Genomic DNA, 18,402 nt, shown 5'->3' on the forward strand with positions numbered 1-18,402 from the left:
CCGCTATATTTGAAGCAAAAAAATCCCGCCTTGTTCCGGCGCGCCTTGATCCATGTTCTGTCGAAATGCCGCAAAGGTGCGATCAATTCAGGTCTTTTTTCAACCATTGAACAAACCTTTCGACCGAAGGTTTTTCGAATACTTCCGGTAGTGCAAGCGCATAATATGCGAAGGCCGTCGGCCAAGTCATGTCTAACGCACGCACAAGCTGCCCCGATGCCAGGGCCTCTTGAACATAAACGTTATTCAGCAACGCCAAACCTTGCCCGTCAATCGCAGCTTTGACCATCAAAAAATCGTCGCCATATTGTGTGCCATAAACAGCCTCTTTGGCATCGATACCGTGCGCTTCAAACCACAACGACCAATCCTTGCCGCTCGCATCGGGAAGTAATTTATAGCGCAAACAACTGGCAGGTCCGGTAAGGGGCCCATGCTTTTCGAGCAAGGCCGGTGCCCCGACCAAAATCAATTCCGGAGAACAAAGCCACTCGGAAACAACACCTGGATAGCCCCCAAGCCCGTGACGAATAGCCAGATCAACGGGTTCAGACTTAAGATCAACCAGACGATCCTCTGTTTCAACAGACACTCTTATCGCCGGATACCTGTTGGAAAACCGTCCCAGGCTGGACACAAGCATGGCATGCGCAAAAGTCGCCGACGTACTGATCCGGATTGACGCCCCACGAGGCGTGAAATGTTTGCCGTGCGCTGCTTCGATCTTGGCAAACGCAGCCCCGACATCAGCTTGCAATGCCTGTCCGGCTGCCGTCAGGGCAATGCCATTTTTGCTTCGGATGAACAGCCTTCGGCCATAGCGTTCTTCAATTGCACGTACCCGCTGGCTAATTGCGCCAGCGGTCACGCCAAGTTCGACAGCGGCGTCCTGCATCACGCCAGTCCGCGTGACAACATGAAAGGTGTAAAGATCCTGAATGCGAATGACCATAAATTACTTTAGATCAGCTAAAGTAAAAAGCAAAGTTTCTCGTTAGGCATTGATCGCTAATCCGTGACAATTTTCTCGGGCAAGGAGAACCCCGTCAATGTCCAAAACTGTTCTCGTCTCATCTCGCCAGAACTGGGCCGTTGTTGCCTTTGGCTTTCTCGCTCTCTCACTGGCGTTTTCCTGTCGCTCAGCACTTGGGCTGATCATGCCGATCTGGCAAAGGGAATTTGGCTGGTCAAGTAGCTATATCTCGGGCGTAGGTGCCTGCGCGCTCGTGATTATGGCGATGATTGCGCCCTTTGCCGGTCGCCTGGTAGACCAGCGCGGACCGCGATTTACCCTCAATCTTGGTATGGGATTTCTGGGTATCGGTGCCATGATTGTCGCCCTGATGAACAGCAAACTGATGTTTGTCATTGGTTTTGCCGGATTTTGCGCCATTGGCTTTGGCATCGTCGCAACCCACGTCGTGGCCACTGCGGCAACCCGCAGTTTTTCGAAAAATCAGGGTCTGGCGACTGGTATCGCAACGTCTGGCGCGACAGGAGGGCAATTTCTAATTGTCCCGTTGATTGCGGCTGTTCTGGCTTTCATCAGTTGGCGCTGGAGTTTTGGTGCCATATCGTGCGCCAGCCTCGCCCTGATCCCGTGTATCAGGGCAAAGTTTCGGTCACGCCCGCCTCAAATCAATAGACACGCCCTTACACCGGACCAATCAAATATCCGGCGTGACCTGGCTTTTATCCTGCGGCGGCCAGTTTTTCATCTCTTGTTCTGGAGCTTCCTGATCTGCGGGTTCACCACAACAGGCGTGATCGAAACCCACCTGTTACCCTTTGCCTCTTTCTGCGGCTTTCCCCCCGTCCCCAGTGCAACGGCATATGGTCTGTTATCACTGGTTAATCTTGTCGGCATGATCGCAGCAGGATGGTTCAGCGACCGCCTGAACCGACCAATCCTGTTGGCAACAATCTATGTTTTCAGGGCGCTAACATTCGTCCTGCTTAGCATCCTGCCAGGGACATCCGTAGAAATACTATTCTTTTTTGCCTTTTTATTTGGTGCCGTCGATTATGCCACAGTGCCTGTAACGGCCAGCCTGGTTGCCAGTCACATCGGTATTAAAGTAATGGGAATGGCAATGGGGATGCTATCAGCGGGCCACTCGATCGGCGGCGCAATGGGCGCCTTTCTTGGTGGCTTTATTTTCGACGCGACTGACGACTACAGCCTGTTATGGACCATATGCATTTGGCTGGCCGTCGGCGCCGCCGGATTAATTGCCTTTATCAAAAACACACCGCCCGCAGAGGCGACAGCATAGTCCCCAAATAGACATCCGTCATGTTAAGGCACAAATACCCAGGCTCGCACAGAAAGATTTTCCCGGCAAAAAGCCCGCCACAGTCTGAACTGACCGCATAAAGTTACCCGGTTCAGACTCTGGCGGGCTACATGCCAAATCCTGCTGATTGCCCCCAATTGACGGGTTCATAAAACCCTAACCAGAAGCAGCACTGCTTGCACGACGCCATCGCCGCACCGGACCTGTTTAATCTGTATTTTGCCCAAAGACGATCAATCAGGCGCTTAAATCCTCACCCGCCAGGGCGCGGTCAATCAAAGCAACGCTTTCATCAATGCCATACAGCGCAATGAAAGATCCCATCCGCGGGCCCTGTTCCTGCCCCAGCAGGATTTCATAAAGGGCCTTAAACCAGGCGCGTAAATCGGCAAAGCATTCATGCGTTTTGCCAATTTCATAAACGGCGGTCTGAATATCGCTGCCACTGGTCGCTTTATCCAGCCCGACCAGCACATCGCGCAATTCCGTCAGGGCAGCCCGTTCTTCTTCGGTCGCATCGCGGTATTTTTTGGTCGGCTTCACAAAATCACGGTAATAATTCACCGCATAACCCACCAGCTTGTCCAGATAGGGCGCATTTTCCGGCGTTGCGCCATTGGCATAACGCGAAATAAAGCCCCACAGAACGTCCTTGTCTTCGGTATTGCACACTGAAACCAGGTTCAGAAGAATACCAAACGAGATGGGAATATCGCGGTTCGGTGCCGTTCCGGCATGAATGTGCCATGCCGGATTCTGAAGCAGCTTGACCGGGTCGGTTTCGGTTTTCAGCTTTTCGGCAAAGGTCAGATATTCATCAACCGTTTTCGGAATGACATCAAAATACAGGCGCTTGGCGGCCTTGGGTTTCTGGAACATAAACAGCGACAGGCTGTCTTCCGGCGCATAAGTCAGCCATTCTTCCACCGACAGGCCGTTGCCCTTCGATTTGGAAATTTTCTGTCCGGTCTCATCAAGGAACAATTCATAATTAAAGCCTTCCGGCGGGGTGCCCCCCAGTGCTTTAACAATCTTGTTGCCCAGTTCCACCGACGGGATCAAATCCTTGCCCGCCATTTCATAATCAACGCCCAGCGCATACCAGCGCATCGCCCAGTCGGGTTTCCACTGCAATTTGCAATTCCCGCCCGTTACCGGGGTTTCCACCAGCTTGCCGGTTTCAGGGTGTTCATAAACAATGGTGCCCTCAGATGCCTTGATTTCCACAATCTTGGCCATCAGAACTTTTTGCGTGTCGGCCTCAACCGGCATAAACGGGCTGTATGTCGCCCGGCGTTCTTCGCCCAGGGTCGGCAGCATGATCTTCTGGATCTTGTCGTAAACTTCCAAAACCCGCAAAAGGGCGGCATCAAACATGCCCGAGCGGTAACAATCAGTCGATGACTTGAATTCATATTCAAAACCAAAACTGTCGAGGAACTCGCGCAGGCGGGCATTGTTGTGGTGGGCAAAGCTTTCATATTTGCCAAACGGGTCCGGCACACTGGTCAGGGCACGGCCCAAATGCTGTGCCACCATCTCGCGGTTCGGCACATTATCGGGCACCTTGCGCAACCCGTCCATGTCATCGGAAAAGCAAAACAGCTTGGTCGGAATATCGGACATGGTTTCAAAGGCGCGGCGAACATAGGTTGTGCGCGCAACTTCGCCAAAGGTGCCGATATGGGGCAGGCCCGACGGACCATAACCGGTTTCAAACAGGACATAGCCTTTTTCCGGTTTTTTGTCTTTGTAACGCTGCACCAGCTTTTGGGCTTCGGTAAAAGCCCAGACATTGCTGTTTAACGCGGCATCACGAAGATCGGCTGTCATTTTTGAAACCTTGAACAAGTGTTTTACATAAAAATCGGATTTTGGCGCGAATTATGAATGATTCGACGCCGCCAGAAGCTAGCCCCGCTTGCGTCCAAGATCAAGCATTGAGCGCACATACCCACCCGCAACCTTCAACATGGCTATTTTGAAACCGCTACATTGCCGAAATGCCTGCAATCTGGCCGCAAAATTACGATGCCTCGCGGATTTCGCGCAAAAATCCGTTCACGGCATTCCCCAGATTAGCCGCTTCACGCAGCAAATCTTCGGCAATGTTCAGCACATCGCCAACATCGGCGCGCACAGTGGCGGCGGCCTGCGACAGCACCAATACGTCTTCATTTGCCTGCTGCGTGCCCACCGCCACTTCCTGTGACCGGTCCACAATCGACTGGGTCAACCGGGCCTGTTCGCCCACCGAGACCGCAATCGCCGCCGAATTTCCCTGAATTTTCTGCACCCCGTCCGTCATCAGGGTCACCACCGATGCCGTCTCGCGCGAGGCATCCTGTGTTGCGGCTATCTGGCGCGAAATATCGCCGGTTGATCGTGCTGTTTCACCCGCCAGGTGTTTTACTTCATTGGCCACCACAGCAAATCCCTTGCCTGCATCCCCGGCCCGGCTGGCTTCAATATGGGCGTTCAAGGCCAACAGGTTGGTTTGCCCGGCCAGCCCTTCAATCAGCCCCACAACCGCACCAATTTCCGATGTCGCCAAGGCCAGCCCGGCAATGGTGGTTTTTACCTGCTCGGCCCCGGCGGCAGTATCGCCAATAACTTTGGCGGTTTCGCCGGTACGCTGGTTAATATCGGCAATGGATGTTGAAATTTCGCTGGCGGCAGCGGCCACTTGCTGAATACCTGCGGCCATCTGGGTGGAAATATCCAGTGCTGCATTGGCCCGCACACTTACCTGATCGGCAATATTATTTAAGGCCCGCGCCCGGTCGGTCATGGTTTGCGCAGCCCCGGCCAGGGCCTGAACAATGCTTAAAACATCGCGTTCAAACTGTTCGGCAACGGCAAGACGGCCCAGTTTGCGTTGCTCGGATGCTTCACGTCGCGACACTTCCATTTGTTCGCGCGTATCATCCATCAATTTGGCATTGCCAATAAAAATGTCGAGCGCATCAATCATTTCGCTGATTTCGTCGCTGCCATCATTATGCAAGACCACCTGCCGGTCACCATCTGCCGCCCGGCGCATGGCCTGGGCCAGGTTTTCCAACCGATTAACAATCCGGCGCCCCACATACAACCACACCACCAGAATGGAAAAAACCACCCCCGCTGCCGCCAGTGAAATTTGCAGCACATTGGTCTGATCCAGCGCAGACTGTGTTTCACCGGCACCATTCGCCGCCGATTGCTCCGCCGCCGCAACAATAACCGCCACATCATCGGCAAGGCGCGTCGCAGCTTGGCGATTTTCCTGCATCATCGCATTATTGGCCGCCAGCGTATCAAGTTCCTGACGACGCAGGGCCAAAATACCATCATCGCCAAAACCGGTTTTCAACAACTGGTCAATCAGCCCTGCAATCGTTTTATTCTCAGGTCCCAATTGCCCGGCCTCGCGGTCAATCTGGTCGGCAACCTGCTGCAAGCTGGTGCTCGACACCTCCAATTGCGCCACATTCGCCGCATTACCCGCCTCGGCCAAACGCCCGACAAGCAAATTTACATCCGCCAAAAGCGAACTTAACCGAATATAACTTTCCTGGGCCTGCGGCACCTGCACGCCGGCCAGCTCTTTGGTCTGCTGGGCAATTTCCTGCCCTGATCCGGCAATATGGGTGCGAAAATTCATCATCATCGGCAACAGAAAGTTGCTGATATCTCCATCCAGGGCAACAATCTCGTCAACATATTGCGCCAGTTCAGCGGCCAGTCTTTCCGCTTTTTCCGAACCCGGCTCGGCCCGCAATTGCCCGATGCGCAACATATAAATATTTTTATCATCCCCGCCAAATGCCGCCAGCTTGTCAATCGCGCCCAACACCTTTTTCGCCGCCGGATCCTTGGCCAGGGGTCGCAGCGCGCCTTGAATATTGGCCAGGGCTGAATCAAAATCTGTCGATCGTGACATCACCTTGGACGGTTCGGTTTCATACGCCCCCAACAGCAACGATTTGGTCAAAGCCGCGGTAGCCCCGCGCAACTGAAACATCGGCACAATGCGCTGCGACAAATCATCACTGATCGAACTTGATGCCGTTGTCGTGGCCGCCGTTAACGACGTAATACTGTTTGCCAGCGCCTGCTGTGACTTTTCCATCGCCGGTTTTAACTGTGCCAGCAAGGTATCATGTTGCTTCTCAAGGGTGCCTAATCGCGCCGCACGCTGGTCCTTTTGTTCCAACCGCATCCGGGTTGACTTCACCAGTGAAGTCAGGCTGGAATTAAGCGCCCCCACCTTTTGTGCCATATCGCGGGCCGTGTCATCATCAAGATGGTTCTGCGACAAACTGTCGACCGCACCCGTCATAAAGTTCTGCTTTTGCACGCTTTCCTTGGCCAGCGCGTTCAACTCATCGGCATTGTCGGCCGCATCAATGCGCGGCCCCAGCGCCAAGATGCCTGCGGCTGACGTTGCCAGCCCATGGGCAGTTTCCAGCAACGGCACCTGGGATTGGGTAATATCGGTCACATGCCCGCGCACCGCACGATAAGACAACCAGCCAATCGACGCCGCAATACAAGGCACCAACGCAATCACCCCAAATGCCAACAACATTTTGGCCTTAATGCCCGTTTTGCCCTTGCCCGGTCTTGAACGCATTTTTCACCTGTCCTTGTGCATCGCATCATTGGCCCGAAACTAGTCTTGCGCGGGCAAAAACGCAGCAACGCTTCGGTGAAGTTTTAGTGACTCAAAAACCGCATATAATTCAGTAAGTTATTTTTGTTTTTCGCCTCACGAAACATGCCCTCAATCGCAAATCGGCACGCAGCTCGACAAAAAAATGTGAACATCATCACAGTTCCAACGTCGATCACCTTGTGCAAAATCGACCGATCGCAAACACCTTGAAAAATGCGCTTTAGAATTAAGATAAACCTAAAGATTGACTTTCGAACTATTTGGACCTGAGATTACAGACTTTATCCCTTGAAAATCGCCAGACCAGACAAACATATAATTTACAAAACTATCCGACATTCAACTAAAGATTGCGCGATCCAAAGCGTCAAATATCGAAACTGAAAACAGGATTTACCACGTCGTAAAACACCCTCATCACCGGAAAACGCATCGAATTTCGGGAAACAGTCATGACAGCCCCAGACCAACCGGTTATGCCATCCATACCTTCCACGCCTTATCCCGGCGGCGATGATGAACGCTTTGCCCGCGTGGTCGAATATGCCCCCAATGCCATGATCCTGACCGATGCCCATGGCCGCATCACGATGGTTAATGCCGAAACCGAAAAGGTTTTTGGTTATCGACGTGATGAATTAATGGGCCAGGCAATTGAAATGCTGGTTCCCGAACGTTTCCGTCATCATCATTCCGGCCTGCGCGACAGCTTTGTCAGCAAACCCGGCCCACGGCCAATGGGCCCGGGCCGCGACCTTTACGCCCTGCGCAAGGATGGCAGCGAATTTGCGGTCGAAATCGGCCTGAACCCCATTCCAATTGGCGGCCATCTGCATATTCTTGCCGCGATTGTCGACATTTCAGACCGCAAAACACGGCAGGAACGGCTGGAAAAATCACTGCGCGAAAAAGAACTTCTGCTGGCCGAAGTCCATCACAGGGTCAAAAACAACCTGCAAATCGTTTACAGCCTGCTTGATATGCAAAGTGCGCAAATCAACGACCCCGAAGTGCGTGAAATGCTGCGCGACAGTTGCAACCGTGTTCGCTCCATGGCCCAAATCCACCAAACCCTTTATCAAAGCGAGGATGTTTCCCAGGTTGAACTCGGCCATTTCTTCGACGACCTGCTGACATCGCTTTACTCGTCCTATGTTGTCGACATCGAACGGATTGTGATTAAAACCGATATTTCGCCGGTTTTCCTGCCCATCAGCCTGGCGGTTCCCTGCGGCCTGATCGCCAATGAATTGCTCTCAAATGCGCTAAAACATGCCTTTCGCGACGGCAAAAAAGGCCAGATCGATGTTTATGTCGGCGAGGTGGCCAACAAATATATCCGCATCACCGTCACCGATAATGGCGTTGGCCTGCCCGATGATCTTGATATTGAAAATGACGGCAGTCTGGGTCTTTTGCTGGTCAACATGCTGGTAGATCAACTTCACGGCACCATCACCATCCACCGCGCCAATCCCACCAGCCTTTCGGTGGAATTTCCTCAAACGGAGGCACCATGACCGGCAATTCTTTTTCTGGGCCCACCGATGTGACGGGAACCACACCTGCCAAAACCCAAATCATGATCGTCGAGGACGAACGCATTGTCGCCCTGCACTTGCGTCAACAGCTGACCCGTCTGGGCTATGACAAAATATCCGTTCACAGTGCCGGGGACGCTGCTCTTCGCGGCATCCTGAACGACACCCCCGATCTGATCTTGATGGACATCCATATTGACGGCGACATTGACGGCATCGAAACGGCTGCCGGCATTCCGCCCCATATGCATATCCCGGTCATCTATCTGTCCGCCTATTCCGAAGATCAGACCCTGGAACGGGCCAAACTGACCCACCCCTACGGGTTTTTGATCAAGCCGTTTACCGAACGCGAACTGCACGCCACCATTCAAATGGCGCTGGAACGTCGCAAGGTCGAATTTGCCTTGAAACGCAGCGAAGAACGTCTGTCCCTGGCAATGGCGGCAGCCAAGATGGCCTGTTGGGAAATAGACACCCATACCCGCCAGATCCAGACATCCGGCCTCGCCAACATCATCCACCCCGATGGCGATGCCGAAAGCCTGTCGGCCAACTGGGACAGTTTTTTAAAAAAAGTAAGCCCGGATGACCAAAACCTGGTCCGGTCAGCTTTTGAAGCGGCTATTGAAAAAGGCGACTTCTTTGACGTTGTTTTTCGATCCGATGACCCTCAACCCTCTGTCGCATGGTTTCGCGCCCAGGGAAAAACCTTTGACAATGGCCCAAACCTGCCCCGGCGCATCATTGGTGTCATACAGGACATTACAGATCAACGTCTGGCCAGCGACCGCCTGCGCCAGGCAACCACGGTTTACGAAACCACCCAGGATGGCGTCCTGATTCTGGATCACGATTTGCGCATCACCAATGGCAATCGCAGTTATGCCAATATTACCGGCATTGCCATCGAGGATGCGCTGGGTCATCGCCCGCACATGATCGCACATGACAGTTTGCCGCAAGTGTTTCACCGCGAAATGTTCAAATCGCTGGAAAGGCGCAAACACTGGCATCGCGAAATCGAAAGCCACAATGCCGATGGCATCCCCATCACTCTGATGACCCAGATTATCGCTGTCGACAGCGACGAAGGGGCCCTGTCGCATTATGTCGCCATCATATCGGACCGGACAGCCATTCGCCGCGCCGAAGAAGAACTGCAATATCTAACCCATTATGACGGCTTGACCGGCCTGCCAAATCGCCTTCTGGCAATCGACCGGCTCGGCCGTGCCATCGAACGCGCCAGCCATCGTGGCTGCTACCTGGCCTGCATGGTCATTGATCTGGATAACTTCAAAAACATCAACGACACCCTCGGTCACGGGGCTGGCGACCAGCTTCTTGTCATGATATCGCACCGTCTAAGGGCCTTAACCTCCAGCACCGATACCCTTGCCCGACTGGGCGGCGACGAATTTTTGATCACGACCGAAGACATCCCGAACGAAAATGCCGCCGCCGACATGGCCGACCGCCTGATCAAGGGCCTGCAACTCCCCACCCGTCTGGCCGGGCGCGACATAACCGTATCCGCTAGCATCGGCATCAGCCTGTTTCCCGATACCGCCCAATCGGCACAGGATATGGTCCGACACGCCAATACCGCCATGTATGCCGCCAAAAATAGCGGCCGACGCAATTTTGCCTTCTACAAACCTGCGATGACCGACGATGCCACCCATTTCATGACCCGCAGCCTGGAATTGCGCCGGGGCCTTGAAAACGGCGAACTGGTCCTGTTTTATCAACCTCAGTTTTCCCGGCTCACAGGCAACATGACTGGCGTTGAAGCCCTGATCCGCTGGAATCATCCGATCGAAGGCTTGCTGGGCCCGAACGAAATCATCCCGATTGCCGAACAAAGCGGTCTGATCATTGAAATTGGCCAATGGGTGGTCGAAGAGGCCTGTGCGCAAGCCCAACGCTGGCGAGACGACGGTCACAGTCCGCTGCGCGTTGCCATCAATGTCTCGGCCCGGCAGTTACGCTCGGACGGTTTTGTCGACGTTGTTCGCAACGCGCTGGCCAAAACCAACACCCCGGCCAAGGCACTGGAACTTGAAATCACCGAAAGCATGATCCAGAACGAAGCCCTCATCATTGCCCGGTTGCACGAATTGCGCAAACTTGGAGTCCTCCTGGCGATTGACGATTTTGGCACCGGATTTTCCTGCCTTGGCTCCATCAAAAGCCTGCCGATCGAACGCATCAAAGTCGATCAGTCCTTTGTCCAAGGCATCCCCCAAGACCGTGACAACAGCGCCCTGACCGAGGCAATCATTGCCCTGGCATACACTCTCGGCCTGTCCGTCACCGTCGAAGGTGTGGAGGAAACCTGCCAGCATGAATTTCTTGCCGAACTCGAATGTAACGACTTTCAAGGGTTTCTCTTTTGCCGACCGATCCCGGCAAACCAGGTTTTCAAGCAGCCGAACAACAGCATGAAAATTTCGTAACTCACGAACAGGTACCAAATCGGCACCGCCTTCCTCGTCAAAAGTATAGGTATTTTTAAAAAAACCTTAAATATTATATCCAAATAGGTAAATACAGTTGCCCGCCGCAGCGGATCCCCATAATCTTTCAAAAGGATAGGTTCACACATTGGGGATTCCGGCATGCGCTTTTCCAACCTGTCACTTGGCACCAAACTGGCATGTGTAAGTGCGCTTGCAATTGCCTTCTGCCTTGTCATTGGCATTTTCCTGCAAACAGCCCAAACCGGTGCCACCACGGAAAAACTCACCCGTGGCGAAGCGCAGGCCGTTGCCCTGCACCGCGCGGCACAGGCGGGCCAGGTTCTTAACAACGGCATGATGATTGCCAAAAATCTGGCCGGTACATTTCATGCCGCCCGAGAACAGGGAACGTTGGATCGTAAAACATATAACGAGATCCTCAAGCGCACCCTTGAAAATAACCCTGCCCTTGCCGGTACATGGGCCGGGTTCGAGGTCAATGCCCTTGATGGCAAGGACGCCGACTATAAAAACGAAGGCGAACCCTTTGGCGATGGGTCGGGCAAATATGTCACCTATTATTATAATTTTGGCGATGGCATTACGCCCTATCACCTGACCGGGCTGGATAACGCCGAAATCAACGAATATTACACCGAACCCAAACGCACCAATAAACCCTATGTCACCGATGCCATCACCTACGACATTCAGGGCCGCAAGGTGGTTCTGACCTCGTTTGTCGTGCCTGTGCAGGATAAAAACGGCAAATTCCTCGGTGTTCTGGGTGCTGACCTTGAACTGAACGCCCTTTCCGACCGGTTTGCCGAACTTGCCCCGTTCGGGACGGGCACGGTTAATCTGGTATCGGCACAGGGCACATGGGTCGCGCACGAAGATCCAACAATTCGCGGCACCAAACTTGACCCTGCCGATCAAACCCAGGCGGCTATTCTTGACGCCATCAAATCGGGCAACCCCCAACAATTAAACGACGAAACATTCATGCATATTGTCATGCCCATTGCTATTGATGGTTACGACAAACAATGGGGTGTCGTTGTGAATGTTCCCCTGGCAACTGTCTATGCGCCGGCCAACGCTTTACGCAATGTAACCCTGGTCGGGGGACTGGTGTTGCTGATGATCGTGATCGGGGTTATATGGCTTTCGACCAACCGCATGGTTGCCCGGCCGATGAAACGCGTCACCGATGTTATTTCCCATCTGGAAAAAGGAAATTTCGACGTCACCATTCCCTATGACGACCGCGCCGATGAAATCGGCGCCATTGCCAAGGCCCTCGAAGCTTTCAAAGACGCATCGGCGGGGATGCACCGGGCTGAACGCGATAAACGCGAAGCCGAACAAAACGCCAGTGAATCGCGAAACCGCACCCGCCTGCAAATGGCGGATCAATTTGAAAAATCGGTCGGTTCCATTGTCGTGCATGTTACCGACAGCGCCGATAACATGGAACAGCTTTCTCACCAGATGCGCAATGCTGCCGATGAAAGCACCCAGCAGGCTGCCGTTGTCGCCGACGCCGCAAACGAAGCCAGCACCAATGTGCAAACTGTTGCTGCCGCCAGCGAAGAACTTTCCGCCTCCATTCAGGAAATCAGTTCGCAGGTTGCCAGGTCCTCGCAAATTGCCGGTACCGCGGTCGCAGAAGCCTCACGTGCCAACACCATGGTCACCGGCCTGGCCGAAGCGGCCGAGCGCATTGGCCAGGTTGTCAGCCTGATCAACGACATTGCGGCCCAAACCAACCTTCTCGCCCTGAACGCCACCATCGAAGCCGCCCGCGCGGGTGAAGCGGGTAAAGGCTTTGCTGTCGTGGCACAGGAAGTTAAAAATCTGGCCAACCAAACCGCCAAGGCAACCGACGAAATTGCCCAGCAAATCGGCTCTATCCAGTCCGAAACCCACAATACCGTGGATGCGATTGAAAAAGTCACCCGGACCATTTCGGGCATCAATGAAATTACCGCCGCCATCGCGGCCGCTGTTGAACAACAAGGGGCTGCTACCGCCGAAATTTCCGGCAACGTACAACAGGCAGCAGCGGGCACAAACGAAGTTTCATCCTCAATCGGCATTGTCCGCAACACAGCCCAACAAACCGGAGAGGCCGCATCAAACGTCCAGTCCGACGCCACCGAACTGGCCGTGCAGGCCCGCAAGCTCGATACGGAGGTCAAAAATTTCCTTAATCAGTTGCGCACGATTTAACGCTCACACATCACCCGGTCATCTCGAACGAAGATAAGGGACCACCGGGTCAGCAAACATCTATGTCTTTTGCAAAGCAAGACGCGCCCCCAACCCGACAAGGATACAACCGCCCAGTCTCCGGGTCAGCTTTTGCGCGCGATTTGACCGCCTCAGACGCACCATCAAAACCCCTGCCAGCATCACACAAGCCATATCGGCCGACGAGAACAGCAGATTAACAATCGTCCCGAGAATCAAAAATTGCGCCCATACCGGAAACGCCACCGTGGCATCGATGAATTGCGGTAAAAACGCCATAAAGAAAATAGCCGTCTTTGGATTAAGAACTTCGACCGCCATACTTTCAATGAACGCCCGGCGTCCGGATTTTACGCCAACATCCAAAATCGCCGGATTTTCAGGGGATTTGGTCCGAAACAATGAAATGCCAAGCCAGATGAGATAACCTGCCCCGGCAAGTTTCATCGCCATATAAAGCGATGGCACAGCATGAAACAAAATCGATAATCCGGCTGCCGCCGCAGCCACATGCACATACCCCCCAAGATGAATGCCAAGCGAGGCCATCACCCCGGCTTTGCGGCCACGTGCCAATGTTTGGGCGGCAGCATAAAGCATCGCCGGTCCGGGAATATAAGCAAAGATCGCCGTTGTGATAAAAAAGGTGATCAGAATTTCGATAGAAGGCATGAAATGCTCCCGGCAAGCCCTTCCAGGAAACGATCCGGAAGGCGACATATGCATAATAAGATGGCTTTAAGACCAGCATAACACGATCAAACGGCTAAAACGCGATCAACCTTAAAAAGGTCGCCCCGTGCGACGGGCTTTGATCCCCGCTGTCGCGCCATTATCATCACTATCTGTTTCCGAATTTGAAATTTCGTCCTAAGCTGTCTTCCCCACAACCAGCGCACAGGGCCAAACCATGCTTTCCATTCCCGCCACGGCATTCCTGACCGGCATTTTCGCCCTGATGATGACAGCGCTTAGTCTCAATGTGTCGTTCCGGCGGCGGGATCTTCAGGTCGGCATAGGCGATGCCAATGATGCAGCCTTGAAGCGCCGCATTCGCGCCCATGGCAATTTCATCGAAAATGCCCCTCTCATCATCCTGCTATGTGCCGCCCTTGAAATAACCGGTGCGGCCAGCGCAACCTTGTTATGGGCGTTTGTGGCCGTTTTTATCGTCGCCCGTTTGTTGCACGCCCTGGGTGTTTTAAAAGTTCCCGGCATCGGCTCACAGGCCATTGGAATGGTTTTGCAACATCTTGCCGTTCTTGCAGGTACTGTCATCCTGCTTGCCGGTCTGGTCTAAAGTAAAACAGTAAAGCTGCCCTTCAGGATGCGGCCTTTTCCAGGGCATTGCGCAATGACGTCAGCTTATGGGTCAAATCCACCAGTTCATCGTATTTCATGCCGCAGGCTTCGAAAATACAATCTGGCACATCGGCGGCCATTTGTTGCAATGCTCGCCCCTGATCGGTCAATGCCACCCGCACCTGGCGTTCGTCTTCGCGGTCCCGCTCCCGGCTCAGCAAACCTGCGGCTTCCAGCCGCTTGATCAACGGGGTCAAGGTATTGCTTTCCAAAAACAGCTTGCTGCCAATGCCGCGCACTGTTTGCCGGTCTTCGTGCCACAACACCACCATCACCAGATATTGCGGATATGTCAGCCCGATCTTGTCGAGCAACGGCTTATAGATACGGTTAAAGGCGTGCCCGGTCGAATAGATCGAAAAGCACAATAACTGGTCCAGCGTCAGCCTGGGGTTTTCCACCATCAAAATCTCCTGTCTCATATGAACCGGATAATTTAAATCGTGCACGATTTAATATCAAGCGATTTTATCGCATAACTGACATTCTGAAATTTAAATCGCGCACGATTAAATCGCGTGGTATTCAAAATGCACCGACCGGCGATACACCGCCATCCACCAGACATTCAGAAAGGACACCCTCATGAACACCCTGAAAACAACCGTTGCCGCCGCTGCTCTGGCCCTTGCCACCACAACCTTCACTGCCCCGGCCACGGCCGATGTGGTTCTTGAACCCGCCACCCAAAACTTCCTCGACGGGTTGGCCGCCGCAAACGTCCCGGCAATTTATACCCTCACCCCCCAACAGGCCCGCGACCTTCTCTCCGGTGCGCAGGCAGGCACTGTCGCCGCCCCCGCCGTCGATACCGAAGACCGCACCCTGCCCGTTGGCCCTACCGGTGCCACCCGCATTCGCATCTATCGCCCCAAAGGCAACACTGACCGCCTGCCGGTCATTGTGTATTTCCATGGTGCGGGCTGGGTCATGGGCGGAACCGACACCCACGACCGTCTGGTTCGCGAACTCGCCGTTGGTGCCAATGCAGCCCTGGTCTTTGTCGATTATGAACGGTCGCCCGAGGCCAAATATCCCACCGCCATCGAACAGGATTACGCCGTCACCAAATATGTCGCCGATCACAGCGAACAACTTAATGTTGACCCCACCCGCCTTGCCATTGCAGGCGACAGTGTTGGCGGCAACATGACAGCCGTGGTCTCGCTTTTGGCCAACGAACGCAAAGGCCCGGCCATTACCGCACAATTGCTGTTTTACCCGGTCACCGATGCCAATTTCGATAATGGTTCCTATACCGAATTTGCCAACGGGCCGTGGTTAACCCGCGATGCCATGAAATGGTTCTGGAACGCCTACCTGCCCCAAAACGTTGATCGTAATGACCCTAAAATCACCCCGATCCATGCAACCCGGGATCAGCTTTCCGGTCAGGCCCCGGCCCTGGTGATTACCGATGAAAACGATGTTTTGCGCGACGAAGGAGAAGCCTATGCCCGTAAATTGTCACAAGCCGGTGTCCCTGTGACCTCCACCCGATACAACGGCACCATTCATGATTTTGTCATGCTCAATGCACTGTCCCAAACCCCGGCAACCCGTGCCGCTATCGCCCAGGGCATCGCGTTTCTTAACAATGCCCTGCACACCAACTGACCCTGCACTGTTCCCGTAACGGGGTTGCAGGCAGATGCCTGTGCCCCATGTTAAGCGCACTAACGCGCATCGACCTGTTAAACAAAGGATGATGAAAATGTCTGTTAAAGTTCTGTATCGCACGTCTGCTTCTGCAACTGGCGGCCGTGACGGCAATGCCAAAACCGAAGACGGCTCGATCGAAGTTAAACTGACCACCCCGAAAGAACTTGGTGGCGCTGGCGGCGAGGGCAACAACCCTGAACAATTGTTCGCCATGGGTTATTCCGCCTGCTTCATCGGCGCGATGAAGGCCGCGTCCTCCCAGGGCGCACCCAAAACCCCGAAAGATGCCTCCATCAAGGCAACCGTTGGCATTGGCCCGCGCGACGAAGGCGGCTTTGGCCTCGATATCGACCTGCACATTTCGCTGCCGGGTCTGGACCGTGCCGACGCCGAAAAGCTTGTCGAAACGGCTGATAAAATCTGCCCTTATTCCAATGGCCTTCGCGGCAATGTCGATGTCCGTCTTCACATCGCCTGATCCAGAACGTCATTAGGACGGCGGCTCACGCCCCCAGAACTGATCCGCCTCTTTCCAGCCCGGCACATCTCCCATGTGCCGGGTTTCCTTTTTGGCAAAGGCCCCAAAATCCCCTCAAAATAAAATAGATATTGTTAAGCAAAAACCGTCTAGGCTGGTTTTATCCAACCACCTGCATTGTGCCAGCCATACCGGAAAATACCCGCGATGACGCCGAACCTGACAGCCCTGCTAAAAGAAACCGACTGTGCCAAATCCCGGATCGCAGACTGTTTGCCACTTCCACGCTATACAGCTTCGTCCGCACGCGAAAAATTTAATCTTGACTGGATATGCCATTCCAATGCTCTTGCTGGCAACAGCCTGACCGTGATCGAAACCAAAGTCGTCCTCGAAGGCATTACAATTGGTGGCAAAACAATTGCCGAACATCTAGAAGTCGTCCATCATTGCAAAGCCATTCGCTATGTTGAAAACAGGCTCGCCCAAAATCTTGCCCTGGATCTGCAAGCCATCCTTGATCTCCACAATATCTTGCAAACCGGGCACACGAACGACACCGCTAGCGATGGCCCCTCCACCAACGCGACCGCCAGCACCAATCCTGTTGAAAAAATCCACGATCTGCTGGCGCAACGCTGCGCCCTGTCCGCCTCTCACCCCCTTATTCAGGCGGCACAATGGCATGGGCTTTTTCTCAGCCAGTCCCCGTTTCCCGGTGACAATGGCCGCCTTGCCCGGTTGCTGTTAAATTACGATCTGTCGCGGGCCGGTTATCCCACCGCCGTCATCCTTCGCGATGAAAAACAACAATATGACGCCGCCCTCAAACAGGCAGCAGCACCACATTCCCGGCAATCTGCCCCATCCACAAAGTTGGCCCAAAATACATCACAGGCATCGCCTTGCGACGATCTCGCCATCCTGATTGCCCAGGCAACCCTGCGAACGCTCCGCATGATCCTTTATCTGCTCGGTCCCTGTGCGCCGGCTCCTTCATCATCTGAACCATAATTCAGGCTGGCACATATGAAACATTCCTATGGACCCGGCATGATGCGGGCGTTATGTCCCTGTTTATGATGTCAGAAATACTGGTTTATGGCGGGCTTTTTCTGTCCGCCTTCACATCCGCCACCCTGCTGCCCGGCTCGTCCGAGGCGGTGCTTGCGGCCCTTGTCGCTTCGGGCAATCACGATGTGGCCCTGCTGGTGCTGGTTGCCACCCTGGGCAATGTTGCCGGTTCGCTGATCAACTGGTTGCTCGGCCTGGCCATCGAACGCTATCGCCATGCCCGCTGGTTCCCGGTTTCTGATCGCGATTATCAACGCGCGTGTCACTGGTTTTGCCGTTTTGGCCTGTGGGCCTTGCTGTTTTCCTGGCTTCCCGTCATTGGCGATCCAATAACCCTGGTCGCCGGGGCCATGCGGGTGCGTTTTATCCCCTTCATTCTTCTTGTCACGCTTGGCAAGGCGGCACGATACAGCATGGTCGCAGGCGGCGTTGGCTGGCTCGCAGATTTTTTCGGTTAACGCAAAACACCGCCAAATAAAAATGCTGTAAAACCAGAAAATCGAAAATTATCAAAAACACAACAGCCAGTTTTTTAAATAAAACTATAAGTAATTTGCAAAATTCCCCTAAATGTGGCCTAATACAAATCACAATAAAGAAGATTTTT

General features: G+C 53.8%; 14 protein-coding genes. 9 read left to right on the top strand and 5 right to left on the bottom strand.

The features are described 5' to 3' along the window. Positions 1-82: 82 nt before the first annotated feature. Entirely contained in the window at positions 83-757 is a 675-nt protein-coding gene (locus AAC086_RS15465; protein WP_339779937.1) for a LysR substrate-binding domain-containing protein, read from the bottom strand. Between the two features lie 292 nt (positions 758-1,049). Between AAC086_RS15465 and AAC086_RS15470 the strand changes: the two genes are divergently transcribed. Continuing rightward, positions 1,050-2,276, top strand: coding sequence for an MFS transporter (locus tag AAC086_RS15470; RefSeq protein ID WP_339779939.1), 1,227 nt, complete (start codon positions 1,050-1,052; stop codon positions 2,274-2,276). 258 nt (positions 2,277-2,534) lie between these two features. Here the strand turns inward: AAC086_RS15470 and AAC086_RS15475 are convergent, their stop codons facing one another. Both AAC086_RS15475 and AAC086_RS15480 read right to left on the bottom strand, forming a co-directional pair. Next, positions 2,535-4,130: a lysine--tRNA ligase gene (locus AAC086_RS15475; RefSeq protein WP_339779941.1), complete on the bottom strand. Its 1,596-nt coding sequence runs from the start codon at positions 4,128-4,130 to the stop codon at positions 2,535-2,537. Between the two features lie 193 nt (positions 4,131-4,323). After that, complete coding sequence (locus AAC086_RS15480; protein WP_339779943.1) at positions 4,324-6,915, bottom strand: methyl-accepting chemotaxis protein; 2,592 nt, start codon at positions 6,913-6,915, stop codon at positions 4,324-4,326. A 494-nt stretch (positions 6,916-7,409) separates the two neighbouring features. Between AAC086_RS15480 and AAC086_RS15485 the strand changes: the two genes are divergently transcribed. The 3 genes from AAC086_RS15485 (at position 7,410) to AAC086_RS15495 (ending at position 13,198) form a co-directional block, all read left to right on the top strand. Next, on the top strand, positions 7,410-8,477 hold the full coding sequence (locus AAC086_RS15485) for a histidine kinase dimerization/phosphoacceptor domain -containing protein (RefSeq protein ID WP_339779944.1): 1,068 nt from the start codon (positions 7,410-7,412) through the stop codon (positions 8,475-8,477). After that, positions 8,474-10,960, top strand: coding sequence for an EAL domain-containing protein (locus tag AAC086_RS15490; RefSeq protein ID WP_339779945.1), 2,487 nt, complete (start codon positions 8,474-8,476; stop codon positions 10,958-10,960). The genes AAC086_RS15485 and AAC086_RS15490 overlap by 4 nt, the downstream gene beginning before the upstream one ends. Positions 10,961-11,122: 162 nt before the next feature. Next, positions 11,123-13,198, top strand: coding sequence for a methyl-accepting chemotaxis protein (locus AAC086_RS15495; RefSeq protein ID WP_339779947.1), 2,076 nt, complete (start codon positions 11,123-11,125; stop codon positions 13,196-13,198). Positions 13,199-13,258: 60 nt separating this feature from the next. On the opposite strand, the gene AAC086_RS15500 is transcribed toward AAC086_RS15495, so the two are convergent. Further along, positions 13,259-13,891 carry a LysE family translocator gene (locus tag AAC086_RS15500; RefSeq protein WP_339779949.1) on the bottom strand — a complete coding sequence of 211 codons (633 nt, stop codon included), beginning with the start codon at positions 13,889-13,891 and terminating at the stop codon, positions 13,259-13,261. 238 nt (positions 13,892-14,129) lie between these two features. Here AAC086_RS15500 and AAC086_RS15505 point away from each other — a divergent pair, with 238 nt between their 5' ends. After that, positions 14,130-14,519: an MAPEG family protein gene (locus AAC086_RS15505; protein WP_339779951.1), complete on the top strand. Its 390-nt coding sequence runs from the start codon at positions 14,130-14,132 to the stop codon at positions 14,517-14,519. A gap of 22 nt (positions 14,520-14,541) precedes the next feature. On the opposite strand, the gene AAC086_RS15510 is transcribed toward AAC086_RS15505, so the two are convergent. Then, positions 14,542-14,985, bottom strand: coding sequence for a MarR family transcriptional regulator (locus AAC086_RS15510; RefSeq protein ID WP_339779953.1), 444 nt, complete (start codon positions 14,983-14,985; stop codon positions 14,542-14,544). 181 nt (positions 14,986-15,166) lie between these two features. Between AAC086_RS15510 and AAC086_RS15515 the strand changes: the two genes are divergently transcribed. The 4 genes from AAC086_RS15515 (at position 15,167) to AAC086_RS15530 (ending at position 18,253) form a co-directional block, all read left to right on the top strand. Next, positions 15,167-16,198 (top strand): alpha/beta hydrolase, encoded by a 1,032-nt coding sequence (locus AAC086_RS15515; protein ID WP_339779955.1) that lies wholly within the window; start codon positions 15,167-15,169, stop codon positions 16,196-16,198. 97 nt (positions 16,199-16,295) lie between these two features. Continuing rightward, positions 16,296-16,721, top strand: a complete 426-nt coding sequence (locus tag AAC086_RS15520; protein WP_339779957.1) for an organic hydroperoxide resistance protein — start codon at positions 16,296-16,298, stop codon at positions 16,719-16,721. A gap of 207 nt (positions 16,722-16,928) precedes the next feature. Continuing rightward, complete coding sequence (locus AAC086_RS15525; RefSeq protein ID WP_339779960.1) at positions 16,929-17,735, top strand: Fic family protein; 807 nt, start codon at positions 16,929-16,931, stop codon at positions 17,733-17,735. A gap of 53 nt (positions 17,736-17,788) precedes the next feature. Beyond that, entirely contained in the window at positions 17,789-18,253 is a 465-nt protein-coding gene (locus AAC086_RS15530; protein WP_339779962.1) for a YqaA family protein, read from the top strand. Positions 18,254-18,402 lie beyond the last annotated feature (149 nt).

The sequence above is a fragment of the uncultured Thalassospira sp. genome (assembly GCF_963976115.1).
Taxonomy (GTDB): Bacteria; Pseudomonadota; Alphaproteobacteria; order Rhodospirillales; family Thalassospiraceae; genus Thalassospira.